Here is a 15,828-nt window from a genome sequence, read left to right on the forward strand (position 1 = left end):
GCGTGATGAACGCCCCTACCCCCGCCGTGTTGCAAGTCAACGCGGCCTTAATCGCCCGACGCTTCCATCAACTTGTGCCGCTTGAGCGCATGGCGAAGCTGGTCGTAGCTGAGACCGAGCGCCGATGCCGTCGCCCGCTGATTGAATCGGTTGCGCGCCAGGGCGTCCTCCAGCAGCAACCGCTCGTAGCTGTTGACGGCCGCGCGGAGGTCGTCGGTCGTCAGAGGTGCGGCCATTGGCGCGGCGGAGGGCGCTTCGTCCGTTGGCTCCATCGGCGCGGGACGCGGCGTCGACGGCAGGATCGGATCCTTCCCCATCACCCAGGGTGAACTGAACGGATCGAACTGGATTTCCGTAATGGGCCGTTCCGGGTTCTCGTGACGATAAACCGCGCGTTCGACGACGTTCCGCAACTCCCGGACGTTGCCGGGCCATTGGTATTCCTCCAGCTTGGCGATGGCTTCCGGCGCGAAGCCGGGCCAGTTCGTCCAATCGAGCTCGACCGCCATTCGCCGCGCGAAATGCTCGGCCAGCAGGATGATGTCGCCTTCGCGGACGCGAAGCGGCGGTAATGTGACAACTTCGAAGCTCAACCGGTCCAGCAAGTCGGCGCGAAATCGGCCCTCGTCGACCAGGCGGGGGAGATGCTCGTTGGTGGCCGCGACGATCCGGACATCGACGTTGATCGGCTTGGACGCGCCGATGCGTGTAATCTCCCCATATTCGACCGCGCGTAGCAGCCGGTCCTGTGCCGGCGACGACAAGGTGGCCAGTTCATCGAGAAAGAGGGTTCCGCCATCGGCTTCCTCGAAGCGTCCGTGGCGCGTTTTCGCGGCGCCGGTGAAACTGCCCGCCTCATGGCCGAACAATTCCGCCTCGATCAGATTTTCCGGGAGCGCCGCGCAGTTCATCGTCACGAGCGGGCCGGACCAGCGCGACGACAAGTGGTGCAGGCGCTCGGCGATCAGCTCCTTGCCGGTGCCCCGTTCGCCGATGACGAGGACGGGGCGATTGAGCGGCGCTGCACGGCTCGCCCGCTCGACCGCGTCGAGGAACGCTAGGCTCTGGCCGACGAACTGATTGGCGCGTTCCATTCCCGTCCCCGAAACTTGGCCAACTCTTGGTGGTAAATCCCACCATCTGGCAAGAAATTTCGGCCCGCCGTTGGTCGAAAAATGCCGTTTTTATCGGATTTTCGTCGACGGACGGATTATGGCACGTACCATGCAAGAAAGATGGCACAAAGGCCTTGTTACGAACTTGGAGTGCTAGATGGGTATCTTTTCCCGAACCCGGGACATCTTCGCCGCCAACATGACCGAACTGCTCGATCGGGCGGAAGACCCGGCGCGCATGATCCGAATGATCATCCTGGAAATGGAAGAAACGCTGGTCGAGGTGCGCGCCTCTGCGGCGCGGTCGATCGCTGATGGCAAGGAAATGCGGCGCGCGTTGTCGCGGCTCGACGAAATCCAGACCGGCTGGACCGAAAAGGCCGAGCTGGCCCTGTCCAAGAACCGCGAGGACTTGGCCAAGGCGGCGTTGATGGAGCGGCAGAAGGCGGCGGACATGGCCGAGGGCCTGCGCGGCGAGATTGCGGTCATCGAGGAAACGCTGAAAAGTTACGAGGCCGACATCGCCAAGCTGCAGGGCAAGCTGCGCGAGGCTCGCGCCCGTCAGAATGCGATCGCGACCCGCTTTGAAAGCGCTCTCACGCGCGCCAAGGCGAGCGAGCTGCTCAACGGTGGCCGCACCCAGGACGCCTTCGCGCGCTTCGACATCCTCGAGCGTCGCGCCGACCTCGCCGAGGGCCATGCCGATGCGCTGGGCATGACGGGGCCCAAGAGCCTTGAGGAAGAGATCGCCGATCTTCGGTCCTCGGACCGGGTCGATGCGGAACTGGAAGCGATGAAGGCCGCGATGAAGGCCAAAGGGGAATAGACGATGGAATTCGGAGATCTGATGGGCCTGGTGGTCGCCATGGGCGTGCTGTTCATCGGCCTGCCCTGGCTGGTGTTCCACTACATCACCAAATGGAAGACGGCGGCCCGGCTGACCGGCTCGGATGAAAAGCTGCTCGATGAGCTGCACGATGCCGCCCGCCGTCTCGATGATCGCCTCTGCTCGATCGAGCGCATCATGACGGCCGAAAATCCGGACTGGCGCCGCCAGTGCCTTCCGCCCGAGGAAAATTATCGCGAACGCCTGCTGCCCAGCCGGGAGGACGCACGATGAGCACGCAACCCCCAAGCCGCACGAGCTTCTACCTCGACAAGCGCCATGGGAAGGTGATGGGCGTCTGCTCCGGCATCGCCAATTACACCGGCCTCGACGTCACGCTGGTCCGCATCATGATGGCCTCGGCGATGTTCATGAGCGGTTTCTCCATCCTGCCTCTCTACTTCATCGCCGGCTGGATCGCCGACGACCAGCCGCGGGAGCTGCAGCACGATACCAAGGAAGATCGCCGCTTCTGGCAGGGCGTGCGCGCGTCGCCGGCCCAGAGCGCGCGCGACATCCGTTCGCGGATGCGCGAAATTGACCGCCGCATCGGCGACATCGAGATGTACGTCACGACGCAGAACCGCAGCCTGGCGCGCGAAATCGAAGACCTGCGCTAGAAGGAAACGGGGGCAATCATGGATCTTGGACCGCTCATTCCCATCGTCGCCATCCTCTCGGGCCTTGGCTGGGGATGGCTAGCGTTGAAACACCGCGAACTGAAATTGAAAGGTTCGGGATCGAAAGCGGAAATCGAAACGCTCCGCGCCGAAAACAAGCAGCTTCACGACCGCCTCGCCGTGCTTGAGCGGATCGCTACCGACCAACCATCCGCGCTGTCGCGCGAGATCGAAACGCTACGTTAGGGGAATTCACATGGGTCCAAGTCCGGGCGAAGTCATCGCCATCCTGTTCTCGATCTCGGTACCGGCCTTTCTGGTTTACTACCTCGCCAAGCGCTGGTTCCAGCTCAAGGAACGCCGGCTTGAGGTCGAGGCGCTCGTCGCCACGAGCAAGTCCGCTGGGCCCTCTGCGGTCACCCGCGACTTCGAACAGCGCCTCGCCGTCCTGGAGAGGATCGTTACCGATCAGAATAACTCGCTGAGCCGGGAAATCGACGCGCTGGCGCTCGATCGTCCGCGCAACGTCGAGGCCGTCCGCTGATGGACATTACTGGCATCTTCGCCATTTTTTGCCTGTTCGGCCTGCCCGTCCTGCTGATTTTCGGCCGGCCCTTCTTCAAGCAGTGGGTCCAGCTCAAGGAACAGCAGCTTGAAGCGGAATCGCGCCTGGCTGCGGAAAAGGCGGCGCAGTACGCCGCGTCCAATCGCGACCTTGAGGCGCGGGTTCGCGTTCTTGAGCAAATCGTCACCGACCGTGGTATTGAAACGGCGGCGCAAATCGAGGCGCTCCGCGCGCCGCGCCTTACTGTTGGAGACAGGAATTCATGAACCCCTTGGAAATGGTCGTCATCATCGTGGCGATCGTCACGATCGGTAACATCATCCGCGTAAAGCAGATGGCCAAGTACGGTCTCCGCGACGATCGCGGTTCGCGCCGGAGCCGTCACCGCGACGAGATCGGGGGATTTGGCAGCGAGGACTACGACCGCGACGACACTGCCGAAACCGTGCGGCTCCGCGAAGAGGTGCGTATGCTGAAGGAGCGCATCCACACGCTCGAGCGGATCACGGTTGACAAGGAAAACAGCCTGTCGCGGCAAATCGACGATCTGCGCAACCAGTAGGATATCCAGCAAGGAGTGGCGTCGATGGTGGTGATGGACGAAACAGTTGTCCTGCTGATGATCACCGCCTTGTGGTTCATGGCGGCATACATCGCCTATCAGAAGCTGTTCGTGGTCCGGAAGCTGCGCAAGCAGATCGACGGGTTGACGCAGTCGGCGCTGGATGCAGCCCGGAGCGTGCCACACTCGGCGCCGGACGCCGACAGCGGAATCGACGTCAAGCGGCTTCAACAACGCCTCGAGGTGCTGGAGCGGATCGCGGTCGAGAAAGAGGACAGCCTGTCCCGCCAGATCGACGAATTGCGCCTCGCCAGCAGGTGATTTCTGATGGCCGCGCTGCTACGGGCGCGCCGGTGACCGCATCCCTTCCCGACCTGGCGGATATCGCCGACGAATATGAGTTTCTCGACAGCGAGGACCGCTATCGGTTGCTGATCGATCTTGGGCGCAAGCTGGAGCCGATGCCAGACGCGTTGAAGACCGATGCGACCAAGGTTCGCGGCTGTTCGGCATCGGTATGGGTCTACCCCACCGAAAGGACGGACGGGCGCCTTCATTTCCTGGCCGACAGTAACGCGGCAATCACCAAGGGAGTGGTCGCATTGATCCTGACGGCAGTGCAGGACAAGCCTGCCGCGGAAGTCGCGGCAATGGACATCGCAGGGGCGCTCGCGCCGTTCGACCTTTCGCGCGAACTGTCGTCCAACCGGACTCAAGGCATTCCCAACATGATTGCGCTGGTCAAGGATACTGCCACGCGGCTGGCGGTCAGGTCATGAGCCGTCCGCCGGAGGAAGTATTCTCGGGTCGCGAAGGCAGCTTTGATCCTGCTGCCTTCTTCGCCTTGGCGCGCACGGTCGGCCATGGCCGAGCGCTCGGGCTCGATTTTCGAAATGCCGGCGAGAATTGGGTGGAGTTGGCCCTGCCCTGGCGGGAAGAACTGGTGGGCGTCCCGGACACGGGCGTACTCGCCTCAGGGGCAATCGTCAGCCTGCTCGATACATGCGGCGGGGCGTCGGTGTGGCAATCCATGCGCCGCTTCCAGCATCTCGCGACGATCGATCTCCGGCTCGACTATTTCAAACCGGCTCAGAAGGGCGAGACGGTCATCGCACGCTGCCACTGCGACAAGTTGACCCGGCAGATCGCCTTCGTGTCGGGCATCGCCCATATTGGCGACCCCGCTCACCCAGTGGCGCGGGCTACCGGCACCTTCATGATCAACCCTTAGGCCGACGTGGCCTGCCGACGCTCTTCGGCGCGGCGTAGCACCTCGTACGCGGCCTGGACCTGCTGGAAGCGCCTGGCCGCTTCCTCGTCATCCCGGTTGACGTCCGGGTGGAATTGCTTGGCGAGGCGACGATAGGCGGTCTTCACCGCGGCCATGTCCGCGTCGCTTTCCAGTTCCAGCGCGCCCAGTGCCCGCATCTCGTCACGGCTGCGCGTTCCGTCGCCCGGACCGGCCCACTGGTAGTGTGCGGACTTGCGGAAGGCCGATGCCCCCGCCTCTTCGTCGGCCGCGCGGCGGGCGGCTTCTTCGGCGGTCAGGCCGGCGAAATAGTCCCAGTTCTTGTTGTATTCGGCGGCGTGGCTCTCGCAGAACATCCACCGTTCGGGCTGTTCGGCGCCTTGGGTGCGGGCCGGTCGCCGACATTGTCGCATCCTTCACGATCGCAAAGACGCACGCGCGCGGCATCCCGGCCCTTGGAGCCATAGGGGCGCCAGCGGGGAAACCCCCAGTCGTCTGATCGCTTCGAACGGGCCATCACTTCCTTCATTATCGGACCAGCGCCCGTCCCGCCAGTTCAGGCGGAGGGAATGCCAGGGGACCTGTAAGCCGGGTTCTGTCCATCCCTTGCGGGACTGGGCGACCATTCCTCTAGGACGAAGGTTACCCTTCGCCTCAAGCAACCAACCCGGGCGCCGGGCCGGAACAGGCCCATGTGGCGCCCCTATTCGGTCTTGCACCCGGTGGGGTTTACCGCGCCGGAGCCGTTGCCGCCTCCGCGGTGCGCTCTTGCCGCACCCTTTCGACCTTACCCGGCCGAAGCCGGGCGGTATGCTTTCTGTGGCACTGTCCCTGAAGCGGCGAACCGCCCCGCCGGGTGTTACCCGGCACCGTCGTTCCGTGGAGCCCGGACTTTCCTCGCCTCATCGAAATGAGCCGCGGTCGCCCGGTCCCCTGGCGTCCTCGATATGGGCTATTGCGGACGCGGGAGCAACAGGGCGAGCAGCTTCGCCCGGCACTCCCCGTCGATGATGCCGTCGATCAGGTCGGGGCGGAAACGGCGCTGGAATGCGATGGTCGCCTTCAGACCGTCGGTGACGTCATAACCAAAGCGCTCCAGCGCCAACAGGAACCCTGCATCGGTCCAGTAAGGATCCATCAGGTCGCGTGAGGGGCTTGGCAGCGCAAGGCGCCGCTTCGCCAGTTCCCACCACGGGAAGAGTTCACCCGGGTCTTCCTTGCGGGCCGGAGCGATGTCGGAATGGCCGACGACATTCCCCCGGCTGATGCCGTGCCGCGCCTTGATTTCGGCCAACAGGGGGATCAGCGCCGCGATCTGCTCGTCGGGAAAGGCGCGATAGCCGAATTCATGGCCCGGATTGACGATCTCGATCCCGACGCTGGCCGAATTAACGTCGGTCACGCCACGCCAGTAACTTTTGCCGGCATGCCAGGCGCGATGCTCTTCATCGACGAGGCGGAGAACCTCTCCATCTTCCTTGATGACATAATGCGCCGACACCTTCGCGTCCGGGCTCGTGAGCCGGGCGATTGCGCCTTCCGCATCGGGCATCCCCGTGTAGTGGAGGACCACCATCGAGACCGGCAGCTTGCGCTTGTCAAAATTTGGCGATGGGCAATCGATTGGGGCCATGCCGCATGGCACACGTGGCGGCCCGTTGCGTCAAGTCCTAGCCGTTGGCGGCGCGGCGTTCCGTTGGCGGGACAGGATCGCGGCGCTCCTGGCGATAAAGCCCGCGCCACTCGCGGTCGGCAACCAGCTTGTTGGTCTGGCCGATGACCGTCTCGCCCGCGCCCAGCATCAGCAAGCCGTCAGGTGCCAGCGCCGACGCAAGCCGGTCGAACGCCAGCTTCTTTTTGTCTGCATTCAGGTAAAGGAGGACGTTTCGGCACAGAACGATGTCGAACTGTCCGGCACCGGGGTGCGGCGGCGGCTCGAGAATATTGTGTACCTGGAATCGGACATTCTTGCGCAGGGCTTCAATCGCGCGCCAGCCGGCGTCGGTTTCCTCGAACCAGCGGATCATCTGCGTCACGCCCAGCCCGCGCTGGACCTCGAACTGCGTGTAAATGCCCGATCGCGCGCGGTTGACGACATTCTCGCTGACGTCGGAGCCGACGATGTCGATCGACCAACCGTTCCACCGCAGGGGGTCTTCGGCGAACATCATGGCCAGCGAATAGGCTTCCTGGCCGGTCGAGCAGCCCGCCGACCAGATGCGTAGCCGCTTCGACGTCCCGCGAACCTCGGTGAGGCGTGGCAGCACGGTCTGGCGAAGCATGTCGAACGGAGTGCGGTCGCGGAAGAAATAGGTTTCGTTGTTGAGCAGCGCCTCGACCACCTGCTGCGAGAGCGATGGCTCCTTGCCCATGACGAGGATGGTGATCAGCTCGTCGAGCGTGGCGATACCGCGCTCACGAAGAAGGGAGCTGAGTGCGGTTTCGATTCGCCAGCGCCGACTCATGGTCAGTTGCTGGCCGGTCTTGGCTTCGAGCAGCCCGGCGAGGATGCGGCTGCTGCTGTCGCTTACCTGCACGCGGCCTCCTCGGCGCGCGCGACGATGGCGCGGGCGATCTGGGCCGGTTGCATCACGCCGCAGACCAAACCCGCCTCGGTGACGGTGCGCGGCATGCCCCACACGGCGCAGCTTGCTTCGTCCTGGGCATAGACACCGCCGCCACAGGCGACGAGCTTGGCGGCGCCTTCGACCCCGTCCCGGCCCATGCCGGTTAGAACGACGCCGATTGCGGCACTTCCCAGCAGGGCGCCGGCCGACGCGAACATAGGGTCGACAGAAGGCATGCAGCCGGAACTGACGCGGTGTTTTTCCAGGCGGACCGTCAGTCGATCCTTGATGCTTCCGACGGCCAGGTGGGCGTCGCCCGGCGCGACGTAGATCTGGTCAGGCTGAAGTCGCATGCCGTCTTCGGCAACGACAGCTTCACGACCGGATGTGGTCGACAATTGCCGGGCAAACACCGGCATGAACGGCGCCGGCAAGTGCTGTGTCACGAGGATCGGTGCCGCGATCCGCTCCTTCATATTCTCGAAGAAGCTACCAAGAGCGTGGATGCCGCCGGTCGATGCGCCGATCGCCACGAGCTTGACCGGCCCGGCGGGCGTGCTGCGCAGCGGAACGAGCCCTACCCGCCGCGAAGCCGCCGTCGCCTGCTCCACCGGCTGCGTAATGTCGGCGTAGCCAAGCGCGCGGAGCTTGCCGAGGAGGATCTCGGAAAAGCGCCCGTTGAAGCGGCCCGTACCCGGCTTGGGAAGCGTGTCAGCCGCGCCGAGCGCAAGCGCTGCAACGGTCTCTTCAGCCCCTCTTCCGCCAGGCTCGATACGATCAGGACACGTGCGCCTCGGGCGGCCTCCAGAATCCGTGGGATCGACTTCAAACCGCCCGCGCCCGGCATCTCCAGGTCGAGCAGGACAATATCGACCTTGACCTGTCCCAGCGCCTCGACCGCATCCTCGCCCGTCCCGGCCACCGCGGCGATCTCAAACAGGCCGTCCGCGACAATCATCCGCGAGAGGACCGCACGGGCGACCATAGAGTCGTCCACGATCATCAGCCGGATAGGCCGACGGGCGGCCGTTCCGGCCGGCCGTGAAGTGGCGAGCGCGCCCTTCAACATGTTGTCCTTACGCGACGCCGACGAGCTGGAGCTTGATGTGCAGCGTCTCGCGATCGAAAGGCTTCATGACATATTCGTCCGCGCCTGCTTCGAGCGCCGCGCGAATGTGGGCCATGTCGTTCTCGGTCGTGCAGAAGACGACCTTGGGTTGGTCGGAATGACCACGCTGACGCAGCAACTTCAAAAACTCCATGCCGCTCATGACCGGCATATTCCAGTCGAGCAGCACGACGTCGGGCATGCTCGCTTCGCAACGGTCGAGCGCCTCTCGTCCGTCGCCGGCTTCCTCGACCTGGAACTCCAGCGTTTCCAGGATGTGACGGGCGACCTTGCGGATCACCTTGCTGTCATCGACGATCAGGCAAGTCTTCATCAGTGGCAGTTCCCGTTAATTGTCGCGCCGGTGTAGACGGCAAGGGTAACCAAGGGCTTAAGCAGCGATGGCATTCCGTTCGGTATTCGGGCCGGTGACCAGTGCCGCCACATCGACCAGCAGCAGTGGTCCTTCTTCCGTCTCGACCATACCGCGCGACACGCGTTCCCAGCCTGCCTCCATCGCCGCCCGGATCGGGCTTGCGTCGGACAGGGCTTCGACCACGTCCTCAACGGCGTCGACGGTAAGCGCGTAGTGATGACTTTCCAGTTCCACGACCGCCGCTTCGACCAAGCCGCCCCGGCCAGTGCCTCGCTGGAGCCAAGCTCCAGGCTTCGACGGCAATCGATGACGGTCAGAACCCGGCTGCGTAGCGCGGAAAGTCCCGCGATGTGCGCGGGTGCGCGCGGCACCGGGATGAGCGTGTCGAGTTCGACAACGCCTTCGACCTGGTCGGCGAGCAGCGCGACGCGGCTGCCGGCGATCGTCACGATGAGCAGCAATTCGTTCATCAGGCCCTCCCCGCCCCCGCAGTTTTCAGAGCCACCAGCAGGCCGGTCCGATCATAGCGGTAGATGCTGTCCTTCCCGTCGGCGGCATCCGGATTGGCCGAAAGGCGCAGCAGGCGGCCCGCTTCCGGCGCAACCGCATCCGGATCTCCGCTGATGACCAGGTCGACGTCCGCGTCGTCGTCTTCACCGACGACGATGTAGCCCGCCGCTTCGACGATCGGACGCAGCATGTTCTGCATCCACGCATCGTTCGACGGCAGGCGGCAGACCAGCGGCTTCGACGGCACGGCCACCGCTCCGACATGCTCGGCGAACAGCCAGTGCGCGTCGAGAAGCTCGGCAGGTTCGCCGCCGATCAGGGTCACGCCGGCGACCTGGCCCAGGATCGATGCGGCGATCACCTCATGCTCGATCGTCATCAGGTCGATGACCTCGGCGAAGGCATAGCCCAGCTCGTTTTGACCGTCGTTGAGGCGGAAAACACGGATCTTGCTGTCCTTGTTCGGGTCATGATCCCGGGCGTCGAGACCCGCGAGCGGAAGGATGCTCTCGCCGAGCTGGACCCGCAGCTGGCCCGCGCCGAGGCGGATCGAGCCCGACCAGACTTCCTCGATCCGGTCGACCACGCCAAGGCGTATGGCACGGCGAACACCGTCGAGTCCGCGGAACAGCAGCACCGAGACATTGTCGTTGGCTACCGTCTTCGCGGTTTCGGCGACGCGACTTCCCCGTTCCTGCGCTTCAAGGCGAACGCCGCCGACTTCGGCGAGCCCTGCCGGGTCGAACAGCAGGATCGGGCTGCCATCGTCGGCCAGCGTCGTCCCGGCATAGAGGCCGGTGCCCATGACTGCCGGGGCCGCCGGTTTCACGACCAGTTCCTCATGGTCGTGGATGCGGTCGACCGCGAGGGCGAAGACATCGCCACCGGCGGGCTTGAGCACAACCAACGTGCGGTCTTCATCGGTCATGTCGCTTTGCAGGCCGAGCACATCGGCAAGGGCAATTTCCGGCACGCGCCGCCCACGGATGGTCGCGACTCCCGATCCGCCGATGCGGTCGAGGCTGACCGACGACCCGTTGGCGCGCACGATTTCTTCGATGGCGGCGCGGGGAATCGCGAAATGCTGGGTGCCGATCGAAACGGTAAGCGCCGGGATAATGGTCAGGGTGAGCGGGACACGAAGGGTCATTCGGGTGCCGCTGCCAGGGGTAGAATCGACCTCGACGACACCGCCGATGCGCTCGACGTTGGATCGGACAACGTCCATCCCAACGCCGCGGCCGGAAATCGCGGTCACGGCCTTCGCCGTCGACAATCCAGCCTCGAAGATCAGCGCCAGACGGTCGCGCGGCGACAGCCCCGCTGCATCCTCTTTCGACAGCACGCCGTTGGCTACTGCCTTCTCAACCAGCTTCTTGCCGTCGATGCCCTTACCGTCGTCGACGATATCGATGAGGATCTGGTTTCCAGACTGTCGCGCCGACACCGACAGGAGCCCGATTTCACGCTTCCCGGCCTTGAGTCGCTCGATAGGTGTTTCGATCCCATGGTCGATCGCATTGCGAATGATGTGGGTCAGCGGATCGCGGATCATCTCGATCATTTCGCGATCCAGTTCGACGTCGCCGCCCTCGATATCGACCAGCACCTGCTTGCCAAGCTCGGCCGACAGGTCACGGACCATTCGCGGCAGGGCGACGAACAGGTTCTCGATCCGCTGCATGCGCGTCCGCGTGATCGCGTCGCGCATCTCCGCGATGATGCCCGACAAGCGTTCGAACGCGCCATCGACAGCAACGTCACCGGGCGCTTCGCGAAGTCGGCGCGCAAGCTCGTTGCGGGCGAGCACCATGTCACTCACACCGGACATGACGCGGTCGAGCAATTCGACCGACAGGCGGATCGTTCGGGGGGCAGCGGCGGTGGACGGCGTCTTGACGGCAGCGTCGGCGGTGGCGGCCGCTTCAATCTTGGCAGCCGGCGCATCGCCCTGCGCTTCAAGCGCTTCGATCAGCGACTCATCGTCGCCGGCCGGAAATTCTGCGTTGGCTTCGATTGCGGCGACCATTTCGCCGATGCGGTCGATGATCGCGAGTACGCCGCTGACCAGCGCCGGATCGGGCGCGCGGCGGCCCGCACGGCAATCGGCCAGCGCGTCTTCGGCAGCATGGCTAAGCGCCTCGAGGCGCGGGAAGTCGAAGAAGCCGCAGTTGCCTTTGACGGTGTGGACGAAGCGGAAGATGGAATCGAGACGCGCCCGATCGCCGGGGCTGGCTTCCCAGGCCACGATCTCGCCGCCCAGGGATTCGAGCATCTCACGGCATTCCGCCACGAAATCGGCAATCAGATCATCCATTGGATCGGTGGGTCCCAAACTGTTCAGGACCTCTATGCAGCCAAGGAGTTAACGCGCCGTTATCCCTGCACAGGCGAACCCGCTACCGGCAGGTCGACCCCGATCAGCAGGACCTCGTCGGCCGGATCGCTCAACTGGATGGTTCCCCCAGCCTCGGCAGCAAGGCTGTGGGCCAGCCAGGCCCCGGCCGCGCGCGGATCGACGGTCCCGTTGGAATGACCCTCGGCGATGGTTTGGCGAAGCTTGGGATCGAGCAGGATCCGGGGGCCTTCCGCGCGGATCACAATCTCGATGCCGCTGTCACGCTGCTCGGCGCCGACGTCGAGGCGGCCACCCCGCACAAGCGCGTCGCCGGCAATCATGGCGAGGTTGAGCAGCAGCTTGACCGCGCCTTTCGGCAACTTGTCATCTGCGACCATCCAGCCAAGTTCGATGCGCTTGTCCGCCCCATACAGGCCCTGTAGCGCCGTGTGCGCCTCGCGCGTGTCGACCTCGTCACCGAAACCGCCAGCCGCGCCGAACGCCAGACGGAAGAATTTGAGCTTGTTGGCGCTGGCCCGGGCACTTTCGGCGAGCAGTTCTAGGCAGCGTTCCCGCATCTCGGGGTCCTGCTCGTCAGCCAACAGTTCGATGCCGTTGTTGAGCGCGCCGACCGGGGACATGAGGTCGTGGCACAGGCGGCTGCACATCAGGCTGGCGAGTTCGATGGGGGTCATCCGCGCCTGATGGCGGTAAGCGCGCTCCTTCGCAAGGTCGCTGAAGCTCGCTGCCCCACCCTTGAACAGTTGCAGCATGAGACCCATATCGACCATCGGATGTCGGGGACCCAAGCATTATCGAAGTCGCGCTGGCGCCGGCCCATCAGGGATGGCGGCTGGATCGCGCACTCGCCGACGCGGTCCCGACCTTGTCGCGCGAGCGCTTGAAGACGCTGGTACGGGCGGGAGCGCTTCACCGCCCGGACGGCTCGGCGCTGCGCGACCCCGCCACCAAGATGCGCGGGGATGAACGGTTTGCGCTTTCAGTGCCGCCGCCAACCCCGGCGCACAACGAGCCGCAGGACATTCCACTCGGGGTTATGTTCGAGGACGAGCACCTGCTGGTCGTCGACAAGCCGGCCGGATTGGTGGTCCACCCGGCAGCAGGCAACCTGGACGGCACGCTGGTCAATGCCCTGCTCCACCACTGCGGGGGATCGCTGAGCGGCATCGGCGGCGTCGCCCGGCCCGGCATCGTCCACCGCATCGACAAGGATACATCGGGCCTGCTGGTCGTCGCCAAGAACGACCGCGCCCATGAAGGCTTGGCCAAGCAGTTCGCCGACCACTCGATCGATCGCCGCTACCTGGCGTTCGTTTCGGGCGTGCCGGCGTTGCAGGCCGGAAGCGTCGATGCCCCGCTGGCGCGTTCGACCGCCGACCGGAAGAAGGTCGCGATCGTCAAGGACGGGCGAGGCAAGCGGGCGGTGACGCACTGGACCAGGCTGAAAAGCTGGCGCGACGCGGCGATGGTCGAATGTCGGCTCGAAACGGGCCGCACGCACCAGGTCCGCGTGCACATGGCCTCGATCGGGCATCCGCTGCTCGGCGACCCGGTCTACGGGCGGGCGCCGCATCAACGGCTTCGCGAACTGCTTCATCGGCTCGATTTTCGCCGGCAGGCGCTCCACGCGGCGCATCTCGGCTTCGTTCACCCGATTACCAAGGGTCGTTTGTCGTTCGACAGCGCCCTTCCGTCGGACATGCAGGAACTGTTCACCGCACTTGGTGTATAGGATTGGAAAGGCTAGGACGGTGCCAACGGCCCGGCCAGGGAGTGAGCAACACGATGGCGAATGCTAAGGGTATCGTATCGATCCCCGCCTCCGGTGGTGAAGCGGGCCTCAATCGCTACCTCACCGAAATCAAGAAATTCCCGATCCTCGCCCCCGAGGAGGAATTCATGCTGGCCAAGCGCTGGCGTGAGCAGGGCGACACCGACGCCGCGGCGCAGCTGGTCAACAGCCACCTTCGTCTCGTGGCGAAGATCGCCATGGGCTATCGCGGCTACGGCCTGCCGGTCAGCGAACTGATCAGCGAAGGCAACATCGGCCTTATGCAGGGCGTAAAGAAGTTCGAACCGGATCGCGGCTTCCGCCTGGCGACCTACGCCATGTGGTGGATCCGCGCTTCGATCCAGGAATTCATTCTGCGCAGCTGGTCGCTCGTGAAGATGGGTACCACCGCGGCCCAGAAGAAGCTGTTCTTCAACCTGCGCCGGATGAAAAACCAGATCGACGCGTTCGAAGAGGGCGATTTGAAGCCCGCCGACGTGGCGAAAATCGCGACGGACCTTGGTGTCACGGAAGACGAGGTCGTGTCGATGAACCGGCGCATGGGCCACGGTGGCGACACCAGCCTCAATGCGCCGCTCAAGGACACCGACGGCGAAGGCCAGTGGCAGGACTTTCTGGTCGACAGCGGCCCGTTGCAGGATGAAATCCTGGCGGACGATGAGGAACGCCAAGTGCGGCACGATTTGCTGACGCAGGCGATGGACAGCCTCAACGACCGTGAGAAGCACATCCTGACCGAGCGCCGCTTAATCGAGGATCCCAAGACCCTCGAGGACCTGAGCCAGGTCTACGGCGTCAGCCGCGAGCGTATCCGCCAGATCGAGGTCCGCGCGTTCGAGAAGCTTCAGGCCGCGCTGCTCCGGCTCGCTAACGACCAGCGGTTGCTTCCCGCCGCCTAACCCCCGGCGCGGCCCGGAATAAGGGCTTGCATCCGAAACAATGGAGTCCGACGCTCTTCGCCTGGAGAGCGCGGTGCCGCTCGACGCGCGACTCGCGCCCCGCCCTGATCGACGGAGGAAGGAGAGTCGCATGCCTGGAGAACTCAAAGGCACGAGGGTCATCGCGCTGGTCGGACCGGCCGGCGCGGGTAAGACAGGCCTGGCCGAAGCGATGTTGTTCGCGGCCGGCGCGGTCGACCGTCATGGATCGACCGGCAAGGGCAACAGCGTTGGCGACAGCAGCCCGGAAGCGCGGAGCCGCGGTGGCTCGACCGAAACCAACCTCTACAACTTCGAATATCTCGGCGAAAAGTTCGCCATCGTCGATGCACCCGGGTCAATCGGCTTTTCCAGCGATGGCGCGCGTGCCGTCGCGCTGGCCGACATCGCCATCGTCGTCGTCGACCCGGACCCCGCCCGCGCCGCCTTGGCAGCTCCGGCCATGCGCATGCTCGATGAGCACGGGATCCCGCACCTGCTGTTCGTCAACCGCATTGATCAGGCGCATGGGCGGATCCGCGACCTGCTGACCGCGCTCCAGCCGATGAGCGTATCGCCGCTCATCGCACGACAGATCCCGATCCGCGAAGGCGACAAGGTAACCGGCTTCGTCGACCTCGCGCTTGAGCGCGCCTTCCATTACATCCCTGGCAAGCCCAGCGAGCAGATCACGCTTCCCAGCGATCTCGCCGATCGCGAGGCCGAGGCGCGCACGCACATGCTCGAACAGCTCGCCGACCATGACGACGGCCTGCTCGAACAATTGCTGATGGACCAAACGCCGGAGCCAGGGACGATCTTCGCCGACCTGGCGCGCGAAACCAGCGACAATCTGGGCGTATCCGTGTTGTTCGGCTCGGCCGAGAATGGATGGGGCGTGCGCCGCCTGCTCAAGGCGCTACGCCACGAAGCCCCGGGTCCTCAATCGACTGCAAATCGGCTCGGAGTCGAAGGCCCTGCCCTTCATGCGTTCAAAACTTTTCACGGCGGCGCCGTCGGCCGGCTGGTGCTCAGCCGCATCCTTGGCGGGAAGATCGCCGAGGGCGCCGAGCTTCGCGACCCCGACAGCCATGCCATTCGCCTGGGGCGCTATTCGCCGTTCAAGGCGACAAGACGACCAAAATCCATGAAGCCGGCGACGGCGACATCGCCGCGGTCGCAAAGGTCGATCAGCTGAGATG

The 15,828-nt window shown here is 64.6% G+C and carries 22 protein-coding genes, 1 other RNA gene and 2 pseudogenes; 13 read left to right on the forward strand and 12 right to left on the reverse strand.

Going from position 1 to position 15,828, the window contains the following annotated elements; all coding sequences use genetic code 11:
* Positions 1 to 47: 47 nt before the first annotated feature.
* Positions 48 to 1,094 carry a phage shock protein operon transcriptional activator gene (pspF, locus tag H9L12_RS05260; RefSeq protein WP_187542914.1) on the reverse strand — a complete coding sequence of 349 codons (1,047 nt, stop codon included), beginning with the start codon at positions 1,092 to 1,094 and terminating at the stop codon, positions 48 to 50.
* 178 nt (positions 1,095 to 1,272) lie between these two features.
* Here pspF and pspA point away from each other — a divergent pair, with 178 nt between their 5' ends.
* The 10 genes from pspA to H9L12_RS05310 are packed head-to-tail and all read left to right on the forward strand — an operon-like array spanning position 1,273 to position 4,979.
* On the forward strand, positions 1,273 to 1,941 hold the full coding sequence (pspA, locus tag H9L12_RS05265) for a phage shock protein PspA (protein ID WP_187542915.1): 669 nt from the start codon (positions 1,273 to 1,275) through the stop codon (positions 1,939 to 1,941).
* A 3-nt stretch (positions 1,942 to 1,944) separates the two neighbouring features.
* The gene (pspB, locus tag H9L12_RS05270) at positions 1,945 to 2,235 is read left to right on the forward strand and encodes an envelope stress response membrane protein PspB (RefSeq protein WP_187542916.1); all 291 of its coding nucleotides are present in this window, start codon (positions 1,945 to 1,947) and stop codon (positions 2,233 to 2,235) included.
* The gene (gene pspC / locus H9L12_RS05275) at positions 2,232 to 2,621 is read left to right on the forward strand and encodes an envelope stress response membrane protein PspC (RefSeq protein WP_187542917.1); all 390 of its coding nucleotides are present in this window, start codon (positions 2,232 to 2,234) and stop codon (positions 2,619 to 2,621) included. Before pspB ends, pspC begins: the two co-directional genes overlap by 4 nt.
* Positions 2,622 to 2,639: 18 nt before the next feature.
* Positions 2,640 to 2,867: a hypothetical protein gene (locus H9L12_RS05280; RefSeq protein WP_187542918.1), complete on the forward strand. Its 228-nt coding sequence runs from the start codon at positions 2,640 to 2,642 to the stop codon at positions 2,865 to 2,867.
* A gap of 10 nt (positions 2,868 to 2,877) precedes the next feature.
* Positions 2,878 to 3,165 (forward strand): hypothetical protein, encoded by a 288-nt coding sequence (locus tag H9L12_RS05285; RefSeq protein WP_187542919.1) that lies wholly within the window; start codon positions 2,878 to 2,880, stop codon positions 3,163 to 3,165.
* Positions 3,165 to 3,452, forward strand: coding sequence for a hypothetical protein (locus tag H9L12_RS05290; RefSeq protein ID WP_187542920.1), 288 nt, complete (start codon positions 3,165 to 3,167; stop codon positions 3,450 to 3,452). The genes H9L12_RS05285 and H9L12_RS05290 overlap by 1 nt, the downstream gene beginning before the upstream one ends.
* Positions 3,449 to 3,748, forward strand: coding sequence for a hypothetical protein (locus H9L12_RS05295; protein WP_187542921.1), 300 nt, complete (start codon positions 3,449 to 3,451; stop codon positions 3,746 to 3,748). The genes H9L12_RS05290 and H9L12_RS05295 overlap by 4 nt, the downstream gene beginning before the upstream one ends.
* Positions 3,749 to 3,772: 24 nt before the next feature.
* Positions 3,773 to 4,069 (forward strand): hypothetical protein, encoded by a 297-nt coding sequence (locus tag H9L12_RS05300; protein ID WP_187542922.1) that lies wholly within the window; start codon positions 3,773 to 3,775, stop codon positions 4,067 to 4,069.
* Between the two features lie 32 nt (positions 4,070 to 4,101).
* Positions 4,102 to 4,527 (forward strand): SufE family protein, encoded by a 426-nt coding sequence (locus tag H9L12_RS05305; RefSeq protein ID WP_187542923.1) that lies wholly within the window; start codon positions 4,102 to 4,104, stop codon positions 4,525 to 4,527.
* Positions 4,524 to 4,979, forward strand: coding sequence for a PaaI family thioesterase (locus tag H9L12_RS05310; RefSeq protein WP_187542924.1), 456 nt, complete (start codon positions 4,524 to 4,526; stop codon positions 4,977 to 4,979). Before H9L12_RS05305 ends, H9L12_RS05310 begins: the two co-directional genes overlap by 4 nt.
* Here the strand turns inward: H9L12_RS05310 and H9L12_RS05315 are convergent.
* From H9L12_RS05315 to H9L12_RS05355, 11 genes and pseudogenes are all read right to left on the reverse strand, one after another.
* Positions 4,976 to 5,514, reverse strand: a pseudogene (locus H9L12_RS05315) (J domain-containing protein). The gene H9L12_RS05310 and the pseudogene H9L12_RS05315 overlap by 4 nt on opposite strands.
* A 51-nt stretch (positions 5,515 to 5,565) precedes the next feature.
* Positions 5,566 to 5,934, reverse strand: an RNA gene (rnpB, locus tag H9L12_RS05320) — RNase P RNA component class A.
* 15 nt (positions 5,935 to 5,949) lie between these two features.
* A complete protein-coding gene (locus H9L12_RS05325) occupies positions 5,950 to 6,630 on the reverse strand; it encodes an N-acetylmuramoyl-L-alanine amidase (RefSeq protein ID WP_187542925.1) in 681 nt (226 codons plus the stop codon).
* A gap of 37 nt (positions 6,631 to 6,667) precedes the next feature.
* Positions 6,668 to 7,534, reverse strand: coding sequence for a CheR family methyltransferase (locus H9L12_RS05330; protein ID WP_246450634.1), 867 nt, complete (start codon positions 7,532 to 7,534; stop codon positions 6,668 to 6,670).
* A complete protein-coding gene (locus H9L12_RS13450; RefSeq protein WP_246450635.1) occupies positions 7,525 to 8,175 on the reverse strand; it encodes a CheB methylesterase domain-containing protein in 651 nt (216 codons plus the stop codon). The genes H9L12_RS05330 and H9L12_RS13450 overlap by 10 nt, the downstream gene beginning before the upstream one ends.
* Positions 8,142 to 8,630 (reverse strand): response regulator, encoded by a 489-nt coding sequence (locus H9L12_RS13455; protein WP_246450636.1) that lies wholly within the window; start codon positions 8,628 to 8,630, stop codon positions 8,142 to 8,144. Before H9L12_RS13455 ends, H9L12_RS13450 begins: the two co-directional genes overlap by 34 nt.
* 10 nt (positions 8,631 to 8,640) lie before the next feature.
* On the reverse strand, positions 8,641 to 9,006 hold the full coding sequence (locus tag H9L12_RS05340; protein WP_187542926.1) for a response regulator: 366 nt from the start codon (positions 9,004 to 9,006) through the stop codon (positions 8,641 to 8,643).
* Between the two features lie 57 nt (positions 9,007 to 9,063).
* Complete coding sequence (locus tag H9L12_RS13460; RefSeq protein ID WP_246450768.1) at positions 9,064 to 9,282, reverse strand: hypothetical protein; 219 nt, start codon at positions 9,280 to 9,282, stop codon at positions 9,064 to 9,066.
* Between the two features lie 92 nt (positions 9,283 to 9,374).
* Positions 9,375 to 9,518, reverse strand: a pseudogene (locus H9L12_RS13465) (chemotaxis protein CheW); the annotation flags it as partial.
* Positions 9,518 to 11,875, reverse strand: coding sequence for a chemotaxis protein CheA (locus tag H9L12_RS05350; RefSeq protein ID WP_187542927.1), 2,358 nt, complete (start codon positions 11,873 to 11,875; stop codon positions 9,518 to 9,520). The pseudogene H9L12_RS13465 and the gene H9L12_RS05350, both read right to left, overlap by 1 nt.
* A gap of 59 nt (positions 11,876 to 11,934) precedes the next feature.
* Positions 11,935 to 12,591, reverse strand: coding sequence for a histidine phosphotransferase family protein (locus H9L12_RS05355; protein ID WP_187543171.1), 657 nt, complete (start codon positions 12,589 to 12,591; stop codon positions 11,935 to 11,937).
* 116 nt (positions 12,592 to 12,707) lie between these two features.
* On the opposite strand from H9L12_RS05355, the gene H9L12_RS05360 reads away from it, so the two are divergent.
* From H9L12_RS05360 to H9L12_RS13470, 3 genes are all read left to right on the forward strand, one after another.
* Positions 12,708 to 13,649 carry an RluA family pseudouridine synthase gene (locus H9L12_RS05360; protein WP_187543172.1) on the forward strand — a complete coding sequence of 314 codons (942 nt, stop codon included), beginning with the start codon at positions 12,708 to 12,710 and terminating at the stop codon, positions 13,647 to 13,649.
* 53 nt (positions 13,650 to 13,702) lie between these two features.
* The gene (gene rpoH / locus H9L12_RS05365) at positions 13,703 to 14,608 is read left to right on the forward strand and encodes an RNA polymerase sigma factor RpoH (protein WP_187542928.1); all 906 of its coding nucleotides are present in this window, start codon (positions 13,703 to 13,705) and stop codon (positions 14,606 to 14,608) included.
* A 130-nt stretch (positions 14,609 to 14,738) separates the two neighbouring features.
* Positions 14,739 to 15,824: a GTP-binding protein gene (locus H9L12_RS13470; protein WP_246450638.1), complete on the forward strand. Its 1,086-nt coding sequence runs from the start codon at positions 14,739 to 14,741 to the stop codon at positions 15,822 to 15,824.
* Positions 15,825 to 15,828 lie beyond the last annotated feature (4 nt).

Origin of the sequence: Sphingomonas rhizophila, assembly GCF_014396585.1 — a bacterium.
In the GTDB taxonomy this organism is placed as follows: domain Bacteria; phylum Pseudomonadota; class Alphaproteobacteria; order Sphingomonadales; family Sphingomonadaceae; genus Sphingomicrobium; species Sphingomicrobium rhizophilum.

Excerpts from the sequence above, each read along its gene's own strand:
- H9L12_RS05285 (WP_187542919.1), top strand. The coding sequence starts at position 2,878 with ATGGGTCCAAGTCCGGGCGAAGTCATCGCCATCCTGTTCTCGATCTCG.
- H9L12_RS13470 (WP_246450638.1), top strand. The coding sequence starts at position 14,739 with ATGCCTGGAGAACTCAAAGGCACGAGGGTCATCGCGCTGGTCGGACCG.
- rpoH (WP_187542928.1), top strand. The coding sequence starts at position 13,703 with ATGGCGAATGCTAAGGGTATCGTATCGATCCCCGCCTCCGGTGGTGAA.
- H9L12_RS05290 (WP_187542920.1), top strand. The coding sequence starts at position 3,165 with ATGGACATTACTGGCATCTTCGCCATTTTTTGCCTGTTCGGCCTGCCC.
- H9L12_RS05350 (WP_187542927.1), bottom strand. The coding sequence starts at position 11,875 with ATGGATGATCTGATTGCCGATTTCGTGGCGGAATGCCGTGAGATGCTC.
- pspF (WP_187542914.1), bottom strand. The coding sequence starts at position 1,094 with ATGGAACGCGCCAATCAGTTCGTCGGCCAGAGCCTAGCGTTCCTCGAC.
- H9L12_RS05340 (WP_187542926.1), bottom strand. The coding sequence starts at position 9,006 with ATGAAGACTTGCCTGATCGTCGATGACAGCAAGGTGATCCGCAAGGTC.
- pspB (WP_187542916.1), top strand. The coding sequence starts at position 1,945 with ATGGAATTCGGAGATCTGATGGGCCTGGTGGTCGCCATGGGCGTGCTG.
- H9L12_RS05325 (WP_187542925.1), bottom strand. The coding sequence starts at position 6,630 with ATGGCCCCAATCGATTGCCCATCGCCAAATTTTGACAAGCGCAAGCTG.
- H9L12_RS05295 (WP_187542921.1), top strand. The coding sequence starts at position 3,449 with ATGAACCCCTTGGAAATGGTCGTCATCATCGTGGCGATCGTCACGATC.
- H9L12_RS05310 (WP_187542924.1), top strand. The coding sequence starts at position 4,524 with ATGAGCCGTCCGCCGGAGGAAGTATTCTCGGGTCGCGAAGGCAGCTTT.
- H9L12_RS05300 (WP_187542922.1), top strand. The coding sequence starts at position 3,773 with ATGGTGGTGATGGACGAAACAGTTGTCCTGCTGATGATCACCGCCTTG.
- H9L12_RS05355 (WP_187543171.1), bottom strand. The coding sequence starts at position 12,591 with ATGACCCCCATCGAACTCGCCAGCCTGATGTGCAGCCGCCTGTGCCAC.
- pspC (WP_187542917.1), top strand. The coding sequence starts at position 2,232 with ATGAGCACGCAACCCCCAAGCCGCACGAGCTTCTACCTCGACAAGCGC.
- pspA (WP_187542915.1), top strand. The coding sequence starts at position 1,273 with ATGGGTATCTTTTCCCGAACCCGGGACATCTTCGCCGCCAACATGACC.
- H9L12_RS05280 (WP_187542918.1), top strand. The coding sequence starts at position 2,640 with ATGGATCTTGGACCGCTCATTCCCATCGTCGCCATCCTCTCGGGCCTT.